General features: G+C 72.4%; 15 protein-coding genes. 5 read left to right on the plus strand and 10 right to left on the minus strand.

Annotation, left to right across the window (positions count from 1 at the left end):
* Nucleotides 1-54: 54 nt before the first annotated feature.
* The 5 genes from VSH64_RS23030 to VSH64_RS23050 form a co-directional block, all read right to left on the minus strand.
* Nucleotides 55-3,396: a phosphodiester glycosidase family protein gene (locus tag VSH64_RS23030; protein ID WP_326838009.1), complete on the minus strand. Its 3,342-nt coding sequence runs from the start codon at nt 3,394-3,396 to the stop codon at nt 55-57.
* A 129-nt stretch (nt 3,397-3,525) separates the two neighbouring features.
* Nucleotides 3,526-4,236, minus strand: a complete 711-nt coding sequence (locus VSH64_RS23035) for a maleylpyruvate isomerase family mycothiol-dependent enzyme (RefSeq protein ID WP_326837726.1) — start codon at nt 4,234-4,236, stop codon at nt 3,526-3,528.
* 71 nt (nt 4,237-4,307) lie between these two features.
* The gene (gene ndk / locus VSH64_RS23040) at nt 4,308-4,718 is read right to left on the minus strand and encodes a nucleoside-diphosphate kinase (protein ID WP_326837727.1); all 411 of its coding nucleotides are present in this window, start codon (nt 4,716-4,718) and stop codon (nt 4,308-4,310) included.
* A 91-nt stretch (nt 4,719-4,809) separates the two neighbouring features.
* The gene (locus VSH64_RS23045) at nt 4,810-6,384 is read right to left on the minus strand and encodes an alkaline phosphatase D family protein (RefSeq protein WP_326837728.1); all 1,575 of its coding nucleotides are present in this window, start codon (nt 6,382-6,384) and stop codon (nt 4,810-4,812) included.
* A 256-nt stretch (nt 6,385-6,640) separates the two neighbouring features.
* Nucleotides 6,641-7,480, minus strand: a complete 840-nt coding sequence (locus tag VSH64_RS23050) for an oxidoreductase (protein ID WP_326837729.1) — start codon at nt 7,478-7,480, stop codon at nt 6,641-6,643.
* Between the two features lie 100 nt (nt 7,481-7,580).
* Here VSH64_RS23050 and VSH64_RS23055 point away from each other — a divergent pair, with 100 nt between their 5' ends.
* Nucleotides 7,581-8,483: a LysR family transcriptional regulator gene (locus tag VSH64_RS23055; RefSeq protein ID WP_326837730.1), complete on the plus strand. Its 903-nt coding sequence runs from the start codon at nt 7,581-7,583 to the stop codon at nt 8,481-8,483.
* Between the two features lie 34 nt (nt 8,484-8,517).
* Here the strand turns inward: VSH64_RS23055 and VSH64_RS23060 are convergent, their stop codons facing one another.
* The gene (locus VSH64_RS23060; RefSeq protein ID WP_326837731.1) at nt 8,518-9,468 is read right to left on the minus strand and encodes a TIGR03619 family F420-dependent LLM class oxidoreductase; all 951 of its coding nucleotides are present in this window, start codon (nt 9,466-9,468) and stop codon (nt 8,518-8,520) included.
* A 125-nt stretch (nt 9,469-9,593) separates the two neighbouring features.
* Between VSH64_RS23060 and VSH64_RS23065 the strand changes: the two genes are divergently transcribed.
* Nucleotides 9,594-9,980: a MerR family transcriptional regulator gene (locus tag VSH64_RS23065; RefSeq protein WP_326837732.1), complete on the plus strand. Its 387-nt coding sequence runs from the start codon at nt 9,594-9,596 to the stop codon at nt 9,978-9,980.
* A 12-nt stretch (nt 9,981-9,992) separates the two neighbouring features.
* Here the strand turns inward: VSH64_RS23065 and VSH64_RS23070 are convergent, their stop codons facing one another.
* Nucleotides 9,993-10,418: a DUF4233 domain-containing protein gene (locus VSH64_RS23070; RefSeq protein ID WP_326837733.1), complete on the minus strand. Its 426-nt coding sequence runs from the start codon at nt 10,416-10,418 to the stop codon at nt 9,993-9,995.
* Nucleotides 10,415-12,067, minus strand: coding sequence for a bifunctional tetrahydrofolate synthase/dihydrofolate synthase (gene folC, locus VSH64_RS23075; protein WP_326838010.1), 1,653 nt, complete (start codon nt 12,065-12,067; stop codon nt 10,415-10,417). The genes VSH64_RS23070 and folC overlap by 4 nt, the downstream gene beginning before the upstream one ends.
* Nucleotides 12,068-12,248: 181 nt before the next feature.
* Between folC and VSH64_RS23080 the strand changes: the two genes are divergently transcribed.
* Both VSH64_RS23080 and VSH64_RS23085 read left to right on the plus strand, forming a co-directional pair.
* Nucleotides 12,249-12,866: a class I SAM-dependent methyltransferase gene (locus VSH64_RS23080; RefSeq protein WP_326837734.1), complete on the plus strand. Its 618-nt coding sequence runs from the start codon at nt 12,249-12,251 to the stop codon at nt 12,864-12,866.
* Nucleotides 12,867-13,000: 134 nt separating this feature from the next.
* Nucleotides 13,001-13,885 (plus strand): SGNH/GDSL hydrolase family protein, encoded by an 885-nt coding sequence (locus VSH64_RS23085; protein ID WP_326837735.1) that lies wholly within the window; start codon nt 13,001-13,003, stop codon nt 13,883-13,885.
* Between the two features lie 258 nt (nt 13,886-14,143).
* On the opposite strand, the gene VSH64_RS23090 is transcribed toward VSH64_RS23085, so the two are convergent.
* Together VSH64_RS23090 and VSH64_RS23095 are read right to left on the minus strand one after the other, a co-directional pair.
* Nucleotides 14,144-14,953, minus strand: coding sequence for an alpha/beta fold hydrolase (locus VSH64_RS23090; RefSeq protein ID WP_326837736.1), 810 nt, complete (start codon nt 14,951-14,953; stop codon nt 14,144-14,146).
* Nucleotides 14,950-15,735: an alpha/beta fold hydrolase gene (locus VSH64_RS23095; RefSeq protein ID WP_326837737.1), complete on the minus strand. Its 786-nt coding sequence runs from the start codon at nt 15,733-15,735 to the stop codon at nt 14,950-14,952. The genes VSH64_RS23090 and VSH64_RS23095 overlap by 4 nt, the downstream gene beginning before the upstream one ends.
* Before the next feature lie 109 nt (nt 15,736-15,844).
* Between VSH64_RS23095 and VSH64_RS23100 the strand changes: the two genes are divergently transcribed.
* The gene (locus VSH64_RS23100; protein ID WP_326837738.1) at nt 15,845-16,729 is read left to right on the plus strand and encodes a LysR family transcriptional regulator; all 885 of its coding nucleotides are present in this window, start codon (nt 15,845-15,847) and stop codon (nt 16,727-16,729) included.
* Nucleotides 16,730-16,768 lie beyond the last annotated feature (39 nt).

Consider the following 16,768-nt stretch of genomic DNA (forward strand, 5'->3'; position numbering starts at 1 on the left):
CGGTTCCGGTGTCGGCGAAGTCTGCTCTCTCGCCGACACCGGACCCGCGTCCGGTCAGCGCACGGTGACCGGGAGATCCCGCGAGACACCGTTCACCGTCACGGAAATCCGCGCGAAACCCGGGTGCAGCGCGGTCAGCACGCCGCTCGCCGGGTCGTAGGCCACGACGTCCCACGGTGCGGGCCGCCCCGCGCCGACGTGCGCCGCGAAGCCGCTCCAGTCGGCGCTCACCGGGTACGCGACCGGCACGGCCCGGCCGTCCTGCGTGAGCGTCGCGCTCAGCTGCGCTTTCTCACCCCGCCGCAGCGAAGCGGGCCCGGTCAGGGTGAGCGCGTCGACGTTCGGCCGCGTCTCGAACCGCACCGGCTGATCGCGGGAACCGGGGTCCACCCGCACCAGCGTCCAGCCGACGAACCCGCCGTCACCCGGCGCGGCCGCCGGTGTCTTGCCGGAGTTGCCGTTGACCAGGTACGGCACGCCGTCGGTGCGCGACAGGCTGAACACGCCGGCGTGCGAGGCGATCGCCGCTGCCGGCTTGCCCGACGCCTGTTCGAACCCGGTCAGCCACGTCTGCAGCAGATCGGCTTCCTTGCGGTCGCCCAGCTGCGAGTTGCCCGTGGGGCTGGGGTCCTTCACGGGGTGGTGCATCGCCACCACGACGCCGCGAACGGACCGGTCGCGCGCGGCGCCGTCGAGCGCGTCGCGCAGCATCCGCACCTGGTCGAACCCGCCGGCGCGCAGCGAACCGCGCGAGGAGTCCAGCAGCACCAGCCGGATGCCGTGCACGTCCACCACCTGGTGCGTGGCGCCGAACGCGGCCTGGAAGTCGGCGAGCCCGTTGCCGCCCTCGGCCTCGTGGTTGCCGGGCACGTAGTACCACGGCACCTTGCCGTCGAGCTCCTCGCCGATCACCTTGCGCGCCAGCACGAAATCGGGCGCGGTGCCGCGGTCCACGAGGTCGCCGTTGATCAGCACCAGGTCGGGTTTCGCGGCCACCGCCTCGCGCATCGCGCGGCGCGCCTGCGCCACCAGCGGGCCGTCGGGCGCGTCGGCGGTGAACTGCGCGTCGCTCACGACCGCGATCCGCAGGCCGCCGGGGCCGAGCGTGCCGTCGGTGACCAGCGCGGGGTCGTGCGCGGCCGGGTCGGCGGGTACGGACGTGGACGGCGCGACCTCGAAGGTGAGGTCGTCGAACGCGAGATGCCCCTCGTACTGCTGGTCGGGCACGTTCTCCACGGCGTAGAAGCGCGTGAGCCGCTGGCCGTCGGGCAACCCGGCCGGCACGGTGGCGGTCACGTACCGCCAGCCCGTCCAGTCGACGCTGAGTGAAAGGTCCACAATGGACGCCACGTTGGCGGCGTCGCGCAGCTCCGCGCGCAGCCACGCGCCCTTGCCGTCGCCGTTCACCCACAGGCCGATCTTCTGCGTGCCGGTGGGCACGGGCAGCGGTGTCGCGGCGGTGACGTAGGCCGCGCGCGTGGCCGTGGTGCCGGTGAGGCGGTAGTCGAGCGCCAGGCCCTGGCCACCGTCGCGACCCTCGGCCGGGGCCAGCGCGGCGCCGACCACGGCCGGGAACACGCTCGCGCTCCAGCCGGCCGGACCGTCCAAAGGAGACGCCACCTGCGCCACCGTGCCCACCGAAGCGGCCAGGTGCTCGGTGAGGCCACCGGCGTGCACCGTGATCGCCGAAGCGCCCGAAGCGGCCTTCGCCGTGACCTCGAAACCGTCGGCGACGGGCCGCACGTCCACCACGGCGGGGTCGTAGTCGAGCTTCACGTCGCGCGGTTCCACCCAGGTGCCGTAGCCGTCGGCGTCGTAGCCGTAGACCTGGAACGTCCCGTGCGCGCCGGCGCCGGACAGCGCGACCTGTGCGGCGCTCGTACCGAGCCGCACCGGCGTACCGAGGACGGAGATCGTCGTCTTGCCGGACGCCTTGCCGTCGCGGGCTGCCACGGACACGTCTTCGCGCGCGTCCGGGTGTTTTCGGTCCGGGTGGGCGGTGAGCACGGAGTCCGTCACGGTCGCACGGCCGGCGTCGGAGGTACTCCACTTCGGCCGTGCGGCGACGGCGGCGCCGGTCTCGTCGTGGCCGTCGGCGACCAGCACCCGCGACAGTCCGGAAAGGACTCGGGTGGCGTTCTTGGTGTTCTGCGCCGGCGCCGGGGCGAAGCCGGTCAACCGGCCGCTGCCGGCCACGGTCCTGATGCCGATCCCGTTGGGTACCAGGCGTTCCCCGCCGTCGGACGGAGCGTTGCGCACGCTCGGCGCGGCCTCGCCTTCCCCGCGCGCGAGCAGCGTGGAGGACCCGCCGCCGTCGAGGTTGATCGCGTCGTCGGCGCCCAGCGCCTTGAGCCGGCGCCCCAGCTCGGCCTCGGTCAGGCCGCGGCTGTCGGCCTGGCGCCCGTCCACGGTCATCAGCCACATCCGCTTGCCGTCGGCGGAAAACCCGACGCCGGTGCGCGGGGCGAGCGTGGTGTCGTCCACCGGCAGCAGCTGTCCGTCCCGCAGGAGCGCCTCGTTGCCGCCCACCGCGACGGCGATCTTCCCGGCGTCCGAGCGCGGCGCGTACGACACACCGACGTGGTCACCGACCTTGAGCTCGGCCAGCGTGTCCGCGCCCGCCTCGCGGCCCAGCAGCAGCGTGCTGCCCGCCGGGATCGGCCCGTCGGCCGGCGCGGTGCGCACCTGCGTGACCACGCCGTCGCGCACCTCGGCCTCGGCCACGCGCTGCGCGCCGGCCACCGACGTCGCGCGCGCCGACGCGCCCCACAGTGGCGTGTAGACGCCGAGCGCATCCTTGCCCAGCACCGGGCTGTTGAAGTTCGTGGCCGGCACGCTGCGTCCGTCCGGGAGCTGCACCGAGGCTTCGAGGAAGATGTCGGCCAGCTTCGCGCGGCCCTCGTCGGTGATCGCGGCGGTGGTGTTGTGCCCGGCGGCCGGCGCGGTCTGCAGCTGCCCGTCGGAGATGCCGACCCCCTCGGGCGCGCCGGTGGCGTTGATGTCGAAGAAGTCGCCGTTCACGCCGGCCACCGCGCCGGTGCGCGCCACCTGCTGCGAAAGCGGCGTGCGCGCGGAAACCGTGCCGGGGCTCAGGTACGTGGGCTTCAGGACCTTGCTGGTGAGGTCGACGCTCAGCGTGTCGCCGCGGATCCAGCCGGCCGGGTCGAAGCGGTCGAACTGGGTGAGCTGCAGCCCCGGCGCGATGGCGGAGGTGGCGCTGCTGGTCTCGAGGCCGTCGTCGGTGGTCGCCGCGGCCGTGACCGGCGCTTCGCGCGCCGAAGACGCGGCGGGCGCGCCTTCCACCGGCCGGGTGCCGAGTGGCGCGGCGAGTGGATCGGCGTGCGCCGGCACCGTGACGGCGGTGGCGAACAGCGTGCAGAGGGCGCAGAGCAGCACGGAGCGCGACTTCTTCACCAGGTACCCCAGTATCGAGTGAGTGACTTCGCCCAGCAAAGTGGAGTGGCACGGCCGGCGGAAGGCTTCGGGATGAACGCCGCCTGAATGGCTCAGAACGGGCGTTACCGGTCAGGGCGTGAGCGGCGCCTTCAGGAAGCCGCGCGCCAGTTCTTCGTCCCCGGTGATGCGGGGCTCGACGGCGCCGCGCTTCCACAGCAGCGTCAGCAGCTCCTGCGCGCTCGCCTCGACGGTGGCGGCGGGCTCGCCTTCGCCCAGCGCGGGCGGCTCGCCGGGCACGACTGTCCACTCGTGACCGGTGTCGGTGGCGCGCAGCGTGAGCGGCGCGGCCAGCGGCGGCGCGGCGTGCCAGCGCGTGATGCGGGGCAGCATCGCGGAGAAGACCTCGTCGACGCCGTCGGCGGCCACGAGCGGGTCGAGGACCAGGGTGGTGCCCGCGCAGCCGTGCAGGTCGAGCAGGTGCACGGCGGTCTCGTGCGTCTGGCGGCGGAACCAGAACGCCTTGGTCTTGGGCGTGCCGCCGAAGTGCCAGCAGCGGTCGGCGGGATCGGCCGCTTCGAGCTCGGCCAGCAGCAGCGCCGCGCTCTCGGCGTACCACGCGGCGAGGTCTTCGGGCGCCGGCTCGTCGGCCGGCTGCTGCGGCTCGCCGGTGCGCACGATCTCCGCCGCCCAGCGGTGGATGCCGCCGAGGTGGGTCACGAGGTCGGCGCGCGTCCAGCCGGCGCAGTCCGGCACCGGCTCGCCGGCTTCACCGGCGCGGACGGCTTCGGCGAACTGCGTCGTCAGCGCGCGCAGGTACGTGACGTGGTCCTCGGGCGTCATGGCATCTCCTTGGCGGCAAAGGGAAAGCCGGGGCCGAGCCCGTGCGGCTCAGCCCCGGCTTCAGACCCGGATCACAGGTCCGGGAACCACAGCTTCAGCTCACGCTCGGCCGACTCGGTCGAGTCGGAACCATGCACCAGGTTGTACTGCGTCTCCAGCGCGAAGTCGCCGCGGATGGTGCCCGGCGTGGCCTTCTCGACCGGGTCCGTGCCACCGGCGAGCTGCCGGAACGCGGCGATGGCGCGCGACCCCTCCACGGCGATCGCGACGAGCGGCCCCGACGTGATGAACTCCAGCAGGTCGCCGAAGAACGAACGTTCCTTGTGCTCGGCGTAGTGCTCCTCGGCCAGCGAGCGCTCGACGGTGCGCAGCTCCAGGGCGGCCAGCTTCAGGCCCTTGCGCTCGATGCGCGAGACGACCTCGCCGACAAGGCCGCGCGCGACGCCATCGGGCTTGACGAGGACCAGCGTGCGTTCAGTCACGACGGTATTTCTCCTTGTGCGGATTCGTGTTACCGGCCGCGAGCCTAGCCGACGCCCGGTAACGGCCGGTTTCGGCGTGGTCAGGGCGCGGTCAGCGGCTCCGCGGGTGCAGGGTCCTGGACCACAAGGACTTGCCCGCGGCGTCACGCAGGTCCACTCGCAGGTCACCGCTGCCGCCGTCGACGTTCAGCTCACCGAAGTGCTGGAACCCTTGCGCGGGCGAGGAGTTCTGCGTCGCCGGCGCGTGGACGAACACCGCCTCGGGGCCGAACGTCGGGTCGAGCTGGTTCGGACCGAAGGCGCCTGCGTTGAGCGGGCCGGACACGAACTCCCAGAACGGATCGAAGTCCTTGAAGGCCGCCCGGTCGGGCGAGTAGTGGTGCGCGGCCGTGTAGTGGACGTCGGCGGTCAGCCACACGACGTTGCGCACCTTCCGGCGCTGGATCTGACGCAGCACCCAGGCCAGCTCCGTCTCGCGGCCGCCGGGCGCACCCGGGAGGTTGTTGGCGACGGCCTCGATGTCCGCGCCGTCCGGCACTACGAGCCCGAGCGGCATGTCGGCCTGCACGATCTTCCAGGTCGCGGTGCTGCGGTGCAGCGCGTCGGCGAGCCAGCGGGCCTGCTTGTCGCCGAGGATGTAGCCGGGCTTGGTCTGGTCCGCGGTGTTGGCATTGCGGTACGTCCGCATGTCCAGCACGAACACCTCGACGCGGCTGCCGTAGCGGAAGCTCCGGTACACCCGCCCGTCGACCGCCTGGCGGCTGTCGATGGGGTGCCACTCGTGGAACGCCTGGTACGCCCGCGGGGCAAGCACGCTGAGGCGCTTCTCGGTGTATTCGGGACGGTCGTTGAGGACTTCGCCCGGGTACCAGTTGTTGAGGACCTCGTGGTCGTCCCATTGCGTGTAGCTCGGCACCTGGGACGCGAAGCGCAGGAAGTTCTTGTCGAGGCGGTTGTAGGCGTGCTGGCCGCGGTACTCGTCGAGGGTCTCGGCGACCTTCGACTTCTCCGGGGTCACGATGTTGTGCCAGGTGCCGCCGTCGCCGGGCAGGGTCACGGATTCGGTGAGCGGGCCGTCGGCGTACACCGTGTCGCCGCTGTGCAGGAAGAGGTCGGGGTGGCGGTCGGCCATGGCGGAGAAGATCGTCATGCCGCCCAGGGCCGGGTTGATGCCGTAGTTCTGCCCCACGACATCGCCGCTCCAGAGGATGCGCGTGTCCTGGCGGCCCACCGGTGCGGTGGCGAAGCGGCCGGTCACGGGCTCGCTGGACGTGCGGCCGTCGAGGTCCACGGCGGTCACGCGGTAGTGGTACTCCGTACCCGGGGCGAGGCCGGCCACACGCACCTTGCCGGTGCCGCCCGTGTCCGGCGACACGACGGGCCCGGTCACCCGGCGGGCGTGCCGGAAGGACTCGTCGCGCGCGATCTCGGCGACCAGGCGGGCCGGCCGGTCCGCCCGCGACCAGATGATGCCGGACCCGGTGGTCACGTCACCGGACGCGACGCCGTGCGTGAGCACCGGCCGCGCCCGGCGCACCAGCGGCGCGGCCTGGACAGCCTGGGCGGCCTGCGCGGCTTCGGGCAGGAGCAAGGCCCCGCCCACGGCGGCCGACGCGGCGAAACCGGCCTTGAACAGGGTGCGGCGGGAGTGGGTCGATTCGGTCATGCCGGACGTTCTATCCCGCCGCGACGGCTCACCGGGGAACTCCGGCTGACGCGGCGGTGAACGGCATCGGTGTCACGACGCCCGGCGCAACGAACAGGCCGGTCAGCGATCCGCGGAATCCGGATACACGAAGTGGACGTCGGAGCCCCGATCGAACAGCCGCCACTGCTCGATCGGGCCACTGTCTCGCCGCGGGTGACCGGGTTTCCGCCGGGCCGCGGACGGTAACCCCGCCCGCGGCCCCGACACAGCTCCCTCAGACGGCCGTCGTCGAACGGCTCAGCGATTCCCACTCCCGCGCTTCCGCAAGCACACCCTCGTGGTGGTTCCGCAACCCCTCCACCGCATCCTCACCGAGCAGGAAGTGCAACGGCGGATTCTCGGACCCCAGCACCTCGACGATGGCCGCCGCGCCCTTTGCCGGGTCGTTGGCTTCGAGGCCCACGACGCCCTTCACCATGCGGCGCAGCTCGCCCGAAGTGGCGGCGTAGGCGGGATTCTCCGGAGTCCACTGCAGACTCGTGCTGAACTGGGTGCGGAACATCCCCGGCTCCACCACGACCACGCGGATGCCCAGCGGCGCCAGTTCGATCGACAGCGCCTCGCCCAGGGCTTCGAGGGCGTGTTTGGTGGCGTTGTAGCCGCTGAGGCCGGGGAAGGTCATCACGCCGCCGAGGGAGCTCATCACCACGATCGTGCCGCTGCCCTGCGCGCGCAGTACGGGGAGGACGGCCTGGGTCAGTTCCACGGCGCCGAAGTAGTTGACGTCGAACATGGCGCGCAGGTCGGCGGCCGGGGTTTCCTCGACGGCGCCGATCACGCTGGTGCCGGCGTTGTTCACGAGGACGTCGATGCGCCCGAACGCCTCGAGTGTCGCCTCCACCGCGGCGTGGATCGAAGCCGGATCGGTGACGTCCATGGCCGCGGTGCTGATCCGGTCGCCGCCGGCGTGGGTGAGGTCGGCGAGGGTTTCCGGGCGGCGGGCGGTGGCCATCACCCGGTCGCCGGCGGCCAGTGCGGCTCGCACGAGCTCGCGGCCGAAGCCGCTGGAGCAGCCCGAGATCAGCCAGACGTGGCCCGGCGTTTCGTTCGTCATTCCCATGCCTTTCCCGTTGGTGTTTTCCGAGGTCAATGGTCGTCTCGGCACGCGCGCGCCGTCCAACACCGGTTGCCTGTCGTGGTTGTAGGCTTTTCCTGTGAGCCCCGATCTTCGGCAGCTGAGGTACTTCGTCGCCGTCGCGGAGGAGTCCAGTTACACGCGCGCCGCCCAGGTGCTCACGATCAGCCAGCAGTCGCTGTCGCAGCAGATCACCCTGCTGGAGCGCATGCTCGGCGTGAAGCTCTTCGACCGCGACACCCGCGGCACCCGCCTCACCGCGATCGGCGAGCTGTTCCTCCCCGAGGCCCGCGCGGTGCTCACTCGCGCCGACGAAGCGTTCGACGTGGTCGCGCGGGCCGCCCGCGGCGAGGCCGGCAGCCTGCGCCTGGCCTTTCTCGCGACCACCACGAACTACCTGCTGCCCCTGGTCGTGCGCGCGGTCCGGCAACGGCTTCCGGAACTCGCGCTGTCCACTGAGGAGACCACGATCGCGTCGCTGGTCGAAGGACTGCGCAAAGGCCGCTACGACGTCGCGTTCACCCGGCCGCCGCTCGTGGCGGGCCTGGCAACGAGGACGCTCGTGAGCGAACCGGTGTGCGCCGTGCTGCCCGAAGGCCACCCGCTGGCCGGCCGCGCCGAACTGACCCTCGCCGAGCTGGCCGGCGAACGCTGGGTGCTGACTCCGCGCAGCAGCTGGGAACCGTGGCACCAGGCGTTCGACGAGTCCTTCCGGGCGGCCGGGTTCACCCCCGAGGTGGTGCACCGGGACGCGAGCGTCCAGGCGCTGCTCGGGCTCGTCGCGGCCGGCGTCGGGATCACGCGGCTCGCCCGCTCCGCCGGCAGCCTCCGCCGCACCGGCGTGGTGTTCGTGCCGATCTCCGGGGAGTTCGTGTCGACCGAGATGGTCTGGTTGGCGGGCAACGACTCCGCGGCCCTGCACGGACTGCTGAACGTCGTCACCGAGGCGGCCGCCTCGACCGACTTCACCCGAGCGGGCTGACGCACCGCGAACAAAAGACCACTGTGGACGGTCCTCACGCGACCCGTTCGCGGATCTCCACCGCCACCTCGAGCATCCGCCGCGTGTCGGTGAACCAGTCCTGCAGGTTCAGGTCGATGATGAGCTCGTCCGCACCGGCCTCCTCGGCCGTGTGGATGTCCTCCACGATCTGATCGAGGCTGCCGACGAACGCCGAACGATCCGCGCCGGCCGGACCGTCGGTGAAGGTGACGTTGCCGACCACCACCAGCTCCATCCCGCTGGTGTCCCGGCCGTACTCCGCGGCCAGCTCCCGGATCCGGTTCCAGCTCGCCCGCAGGTCCGCAGCGCCGGCCGGGCCGGGGGTGGTGAGCAGCGGCAGCCAGCCGTCCGCGCGCCGCGCGATCCGGTGCAGCGCCGAGGAACTGGACTTGCGGCCCAGGTTGCTGGCACCGCCGGCGAGCATCACCGGGATCTTCGAAGCGGGCTTGGGCAGCACGAACGCGTTGTCGATCACGACCCGCGGGCTCCGGAACGTGACCGGGTCCGGCCCCCACACCGCGTCGAACACGTCGAGCGTCTCGTCGAGGAAGCGGCCGCGATCCGCTCGGGTGGCGCCGGTGGCCCGGAGGACGTCGGTGGACCAGCCCGCGCCCATGCCCGCGATCACCCGCCCGCCGCTGATCTGGTCGATGGTGGCCAGCGCCTTCGCCAGCTGCACGGGGGTGTGGAGGGCCGCGATCAGCACCGCGGTGCCGAGGCGGACCTCCTCGGTCACCGCGGCCGCGGCCGTGAGCACGGCCAGCGGGTCGGCGGTCTGCCGTCCGCTCTCCGGCCACGGCACGTTCGGCGGCGCGTAGGGCTCCACCGGTGACTCGGGGAACAGCAGCTGTTCGTAGGTCCACAAGCTGGCGTAGCCGGCCGCTTCGGCCGTTCGAGCCGCCTCGACCACGTCGTGGTGCAGGTCGACACCCAGCCGCTGGGGTAGGCGAAGTCCGAGTTTCATGCACTGTCTCCGAAGAATCTCAAGGGAAGCCGCGGGAACCGAGCCCGCGCCGGGGCCGGTCAAGGGCCCTCTCCACCGAGTCTGAACCCTCACATCGATGTGAGGGTCAAGGTAGGCTGGAGCACATGAGAATCGGAGACGTCGCGAAGCGCACCGGCGTGTCCCCGCGGCTGCTGCGCTACTACGAGGAGCAGGGGCTGCTGACCCCCGGCCGCACGTCCAACGGCTACCGCGAGTACCGCGAGTCGCACGTGGACGCCGTGCAGCAGATCAAGGGACTGCTCGACGCCGGGCTGCCCACGCGCATCATCCAGCAGCTCCTGCCGTGCCTGGACAAGCCGGAGACCATCTACGCGCCGTTCGTGACCCCCGAGATGATCGCCACCCTGCGACGCGAGCAGGCCCGGCTGTCCGAACGCGTCGAATGCCTGGCGCGCAACAGGGACGCCATCGCCGACTACCTCGGCACTGTTCTCCGCGTCACGTCGGCGGACACGGAAAGCGCGTCCTGAGGCGACGGGGCGTCAGCGCTGCTGTTGCTGTTGCTGAACTTGCTGGCTCGGCAACGTCCCCGCCGCCATCCGGCGCGCCACCTCGCGGCGCAGATACAGGAACCACAGGAAAGCCGCCAGGAACAGCACGCCGATGATCGCGATCGCCGGCAGCACGAACACCATGGCGATCAGCGCCACCTGCAGCACCAGCACCACGGGCACCGCCCACACGTGCTTGAGCAGGCCGCACAACACGATCAGCGCCACGGCGATGCCGATCACCGTCCAGCCCGTGGCCGAGGTGATGCCGCTGCCGAGCTTGTTGATCACCGGCAGCGCGAGGGCGACCGTGATGGCTTCCATGATCAGCGTGCCCGACAGGACACCGCGGAAGCCCTTCATGGGGTCCTTCGGAGGCGGGTTGACCGCAGGCGGGTTGGCCGCGGGCTCGCTCATGCGGGCTCCTTCCCGAACAGCGTGCGGGCCTCGCCCGCGGTGACGACGGAGCCGGTCACCAGCACGCCGCCGCCGGCGAGAGGCTCTTCCGGGTCGTCGGACTGCTCGACGAGGCCGATGGCCGTCTCGACGGCCGTCTCCAGGTCGGGCTCGGCGAGCACGCGGTCTTCGCCGAAGATCGAGATGGCGAGTTCGTTGAGGTCTTCCAGCGGCATCGACCGGGCGCCCGAGTTGCGGGTGACCACGATGTCCGACACCACGGGCTCCAGCGCGTCGAGGATGCCGCGCGCGTCCTTGTCGCCCATCACGGCGACGACCGCGACCAGGCGGCGGAAGGCGAACTCCTCGGTCACGGCCGTGGCCAGCGCCCGCGCGCCCATGGGGTTGTGGGCCGCGTCGAGGAGCACGGTCGGGGCGGAGCGCACGCGCTCCAGCCGGCCCGGGTTCTCGACCTCGGCGAACGCCTCGCGCACCGCCTCCAGTACCAGCTGACGGTCGCGGCCCGCACCGAAGAACGCTTCGACGGCCGCGAGCGCGAGGGCCGCGTTGGCGGCCTGGTGCGCGCCGTGCAGGGGCAGGAAGATCTCGTCGTACACACCGCCGAGACCCTGCAGCTTCAGCAGCTGCCCGCCCACGGCGACCTCGCGCTCCAGCACCGCGAACTCGCTGCCGAAGCGCGCCACCGCGGCGTCGACGTCGACCGCGCGCTTGAGCAGCACGTTGAGCACGTCCGGGTCCTGCTCGGCGATCACGGCGACCGAGCCGGGCTTGATGATGCCGGCCTTCTCACGCGCCGCGTCGACGGCCGTGGGGCCGAGGTACTCCACGTGGTCGAGGCCGATCGGGGTGATCACGGCGATGTCGGCGTCGGCGACGTTCGTGGCGTCCCACGCCCCGCCCATGCCCGCCTCGAGCACGGCGGCCTCCACCGGCGCGTCGGAGAACGCCGCGAACGCCATGCCGGTGAGCACCTCGAACTTGCTCATCGCCACGCCGTCCTCACTCGCGGCGTCGACCATGTTCACGTACGGCGCGACGTCGCGGAACAGGTCCACGTAGTGCGCGGCCGAGATCGGGTGCCCGTCCAGCGCGATGCGTTCGGTCACCAGCTGCAGGTGCGGGCTCGTGTACCGGCCGACGCGCAGGCCCATGCGGGTGAGCAGCGCGTCGATCATGCGGCTCACCGAGCCCTTGCCGTTCGTGCCGGCCACGTGCAGCACCGGGTACCCGTGGTTCGGCTCGCCCAGCAGCGTGACCAGCGCCTGGATCCGTGCGAGGCTCGGCTCGATCTTCGTCTCGGGCCAGCGCTGGTTCAGCTCGGCCTCGACCGCCATGAGCTCCCGGCGGGCCTGCGCTCCGTTGGGGTCCTGCGCCGGCTCGTCGACGCCCTGGTCGTCGAGCTCGTGCAGCTCCGCGTCCTCGGCACCGAGGAGGTCGGGCACCGGCCCGGTCGCGAGGTTGTCACCCAGCTGCCCGATGCCGCCGATGCCGCCGCGCGACCCGCCGCCGACGGCGTACGCCGCGTCGGGTGCGTCCAGGTCGGGATCGACGTCGTCGGTCTCGTCGTGCGCGCGGGCGCCCAGCTCGTCGACCCCGGCGAAACTGTCGGGGTCCGCGAGATCGGGCCGCCGCAGGCCGGCCTCGTCGATCTCCTCGAACGGCTCCTGGCCGTCCGCCTCACCACGCGGCACGAACACGCTCCCTCGACAACGGGCTTCACCTGACCAGACGAGTCTACGTGCGGGGCGTGACCGTGCTTCGGGCCCGGGTGACCTGCGAGTTCGGCGACACCGAGGACAGGCCCACGCCGGGTGCGGTTAGGTCGGGGCCATGCCGTTCAACCACAACCACCGCTACCACCCGCTGCTGCTCCGCCTGGTGCCGCCGGGCACGGAACGGGCACTGGACGTCGGCTGCGGCGCCGGTGGGTTCGCGCGGAAGCTGGCGGCGCGCGGGATCGACGTCGACGCCGTGGACGTGGCCGGAGAGATGGTGCGGCTGGCGAGCGGGTTCGGGTCGCCCGGGCCGGGGCGCGTGGACGTGCGGCGCGCGGACGTCGCGGACGAAGAGCTGCCGGCGAACACCTACGGGTTCATCTCGTGCATCGCCTCCCTGCACCACATGCCGTTCGGCACCGTCGCCAAGCTTCGCGACGCGTTGCGGCCCGGCGGGGTGCTCGCGGTGCTCGGCCTCGCGCGGCCCAGCACGCCCGCCGACTACGCGGTGGAGCTCGCGTCCGCGCCGGTGAACGTGGCGGCGCGGCTCGTGGTCGCGGCCGGCGAGTGGCTCAACGGCGGCGTCGAGCCGGCTCCGCAGGCGCCCGTGAACATGACGTTCCCGACGATGGCGCGGCTGCGGCGCGACAGCCGCGACCTCCTGCCCGGCAGCACGATCCGGCGGCTGCCGTTCTGGCGGCACCTGCTCACGTACCGGAAACCGTTGGCCTGACTCGGATCCCGGCCCGTCACACCACTGGCGGGTGAATCAGGAGGGCGTCCACCCGAACGGCGGCAGGCAACCCGCGAAGAGCTGGCTAAACGTGAGAAGAGTCCGTGAATTCGGTTCGGAGAAACGGGGCCTTCATGCGTATCACCCGGCTCGTGTTCGTCGCGGTGGCGGCGGTCACCGCCCTCACGACGGTCAGCGGCGCGGCGAACGCCACCGCGCGGCTGGACAGCTACCGCCACTACGTCGCGCTGGGCGACTCCTACACCGCGGGGCCGTTGATCCCCACACAACGGCTCGACCCGCTGGGCTGCGCGAGAAGCTCGTCCGACTACCCGTCGATCCTGGCCGCCGCGCTGCGCGTGGGCAGCTACACGGACATCAGCTGCTCGGGCGCGGACACGTCGAACATGACGGGCGCGCAGAGCGTGCCGCTCGGGGTGAACGCGCCGCAGTTCTCCGCGCTGCGCCTGGACACCGACCTCGTGACGCTCGGCATCGGCGGAAACGACTCCAGCGTGTTCGCCACGCTCGTCGGAGTGTGCCCGGCCCTGCGCGCCAACGACCCGAGCGGCAACCCGTGTGAGCGCCACTTCTCCGTCGGTGGCACGGATTCCATCAAGGCCGCGCTGAAGAACACGCAGAAGAGCATCGAAACGGTGCTGGCCGGCATCCACGCGCGCTCGCCGCAGGCGAAGGTGCTCGCCATCGGTTATCCGCGCATCGCCCCGGCTTCCGGCTACTGCCCGAGCGTGCTGCCGTTCGCCGACGGTGACTACGCCTGGCTCTCCAGCGTGGAGGAAGCGCTCAACACGGCCATCGAGAACGCCGTGGAGGCCGACGGCAACGCGTCCTATGTGGACACGTTCACGCCGTCGACCGGACACGACGCCTGCGCACCGGACGGCGCGGCCTGGATCAACGGCCAGGACACGCTGCTGTTCACCGCCGCCGCCTACCACCCGCTGCCCGAAGGCATGGCGGGCCTCGCCGGGATCATCTACCGGCAACTGGCCGGCTGACGCCGCGCCTGCTGTCCCGGTCGACCGCGAACGAGCGGGGGCGGCGGTTTCCCGCCGGCCCCCGTCGCTCGTGGACACCCCTCCCTCGGCACCGCAGAGTCTCGCAGCCGCCCCACCGGAGTGTCAACTCAGGTTATTCTCTTGCCGAATGGCACCAACTGAGATGAAAATCAACACCCGAGACCCGCGCCTCTCGGCGCAGCCAGGGCCGGGCCGGCACCGACCCCCAGCAAGTGCCGGCCCGGCCCGTCTCGGATCTCACGGCTCGAGCCGATCGGCTTCCGCCTGAACCGCGAAGTCCACCAGCACCTTCGCGAACTCCGCCGCCACCTCCGCCGGCGCCCCGTGCCCGGCCGGCAGCTCGACGTGGTTGGCGTGCGGGATCGCCGTCAGCAGTTCCTGTTGCTGCGCCGGCTCGATCAACCGGTCGTACGCGCTCGAGAGCACCAGGGTCGGCGCCGTGATCGCGCCCAGCACCGGCCGCAGGTCCACGCCGCGGTCGGCCTCGATCTGCCGCGCGGTGCCGGGCTGGATCACCAGCTGCGCCACCAGGTCCTCGTTGGCCTCCGGCGTGGTCGCGGCCCAGTAGCCGGGCCCGAACGCCATCAGCGGCAGCATCCGCGCGAACACGTCGGTGCCACGCTCGAGCAGGGCGAGCCAGTAGCGGAACTCGGCGTCCTGCCGGGCGTCGGTCTTCGGCCAGGCGGCGTGGAGCACCGCGGACCGCACGCGCGCCGGGTGGGTGCCCGCCAGGTGCGCCGCCACCACCGCGCCGAGTGAGTGACCGGCGACGTGGAACGTGGTGAGCCCGGCGGCATCGGCCGCCGCCAGTGCTTCGGCCGCGAGGTCCGCGATCGAGACCGGCCCGCCGTGGTCGACCGTGCCGCCGGAGCCGGAGAAATCCGGCGCGACCACGGTGAACGCCTCCCGCGCGAGCGCCACCACCGGCGCCCACTGCTCGTGCGTGGCGGCGGTGCCGTGCAGCAGCAGAAGCCCGGGACCGGAGCCGGTCACGGTGTAGTGCACCTCGGCGGTTCCGCCGGCCAGGGTCACGGCAACCACGGTCACGCCGCCACCCGCAGACCCGCGAGCACGTCGCGCAGCACCGCGGTGAACGCGGCGGGATCCTCCTGGTGCGGCAGGTGCCCGCAGCCGGCGACCACGTGCACGCCGGCGCCGGGCGTGAGGGCGGCGCAGGTGCGCGCCACGGCCACCGGGATCTGGCCGTCGAGCTCGCCGTGCACGTACGCGATCGGCACGCCCAGCTCCGGCAGCCGCGGGCGCGGGTCCCACGTCGCCGACTCGCCGATGAGCGGGTCGACATAACCGGCGGAGTCGACGATCTGGCGGATCGTCCAGTCGACGAGCGCCGCGCTCGCGCCGGGCGCGTACCAGTTCGGCACCCAGCTCGCGACGAGGCCGGGCCGGTCGGCCAGCAGCGCCGCGGTGACCTCGTGCACCGTGTCGCGCAGGCCTTCCGCCGGCCAGTACCCCGGGCCGTCCACCGCCACGACCGCGCCGACGAGGTCCGGCCGCGTCAGCGCGAGCTCGGTGGCGAACACCGCGCCCAGCGACGAACCCACCACCGCGGGCTTGTCCAGCCCGAGCGTGGTGATCACCTCGACGAGGTCGGCCACGTTGCCGGCGATCGTGTTGCCGGCCGCCGGGTGCTCGGAGCGCCCGCACCCGCGCCAGTCGAGCGTGACCACGCGGTGGTCGCCGATCAGGTCGGGCAGCTGCGCCTGCCAGACGCGCCCGCTCGTGCCCCAGCCGTGCAGCAGGAGCACGGCGGGGCCGGCGCCCTCGTCCTCGTAGTAGAGCCGCGTACCCCGGACCTCGACGAATGCCATCGGATGTTCCTCTCTTCCGTTCGCCTCCGAGCCAACCGCGACGGCGAGCGGCGGCCAACGACCAGACCGCTCGTAGACTCATCACGAACGCTGATGAATGGGGCCGCGCGTGGAGCTGCGTCAGCTGAGGTACTTCGTGGTCGTCGCCGAGGAGCTGCACTTCGGGCGCGCGGCCGAGCGCCTGCACATCGTGCAGCCGGCGGTGAGCCAGCAGGTGCGCCGGCTGGAGCGCGCGCTCGGCGCGGAGCTGTTCGAACGGACCACGCGCACCGTCTCGCTGACCGAAGCGGGCCGGCGTTTCCTGCCCCACGCGCGCGCCGTGCTCGCCGCCGCCGACCGCGCGGCCGACGCCGTGGCCGACTTCCGGACCGAGCGCGCCCGCCTGGTGCGGCTCGGCACCAGCGACGGCCTCGGCGACCGTCTCGACGGCTTCCTCGCGGCGTACACGCGCCGCGCCCCGGACGCCCAGCTGGAACTCGTGCACGCCCCCACCGCCGCGCGCCTCCAACAGATCCGCGACGGTGCCCTCGACGCCGCCTTCCTCCGCGGCGACTGGCCCGCCGACGGCCTCGACCTCACTCCCTTGTGGACGGACGAGGTGCTCGTCGCACTCCCCGCCACGCACCCGCTGGCCTCCCACGACGTCGTCGACTTCGCCGACCTCGCGCCGCTCCCCCTGCGCCTGAGCTCCCCGGACCGCAACCGGCCGCTGCACGACCTGGTGCTCGCGTGCTGCCGCGAGGCCGGCTTCGAACCGGTGCTGGGCAAGGAGTTCACGAACGCGCAGGACACCCTCGGCACGCTCGGCCTGGGCCGTCCGCAGTGGACGGTCTTCTACCGCGCCCACGCCAACCTGCTGCCGGTGCCGGGCGTCGTCTTCCGCCCGCTGCGCAACCCGGCGCCGGTGATGCCCACGTACCTGGCCACCTCCGCCGAGCGGCGGCTGCGGCCGGAAGTGCTGGCGTTGATCGAAGCGGGCCGCGAACTCGCCTGAAACGCAAAGTGGCGCCCGGTGCGAGAAGCACCGGACGCC

The organism is Amycolatopsis rhabdoformis (assembly GCF_035918295.1).
Lineage (GTDB): Bacteria > Actinomycetota > Actinomycetes > Mycobacteriales > Pseudonocardiaceae > Amycolatopsis > Amycolatopsis rhabdoformis.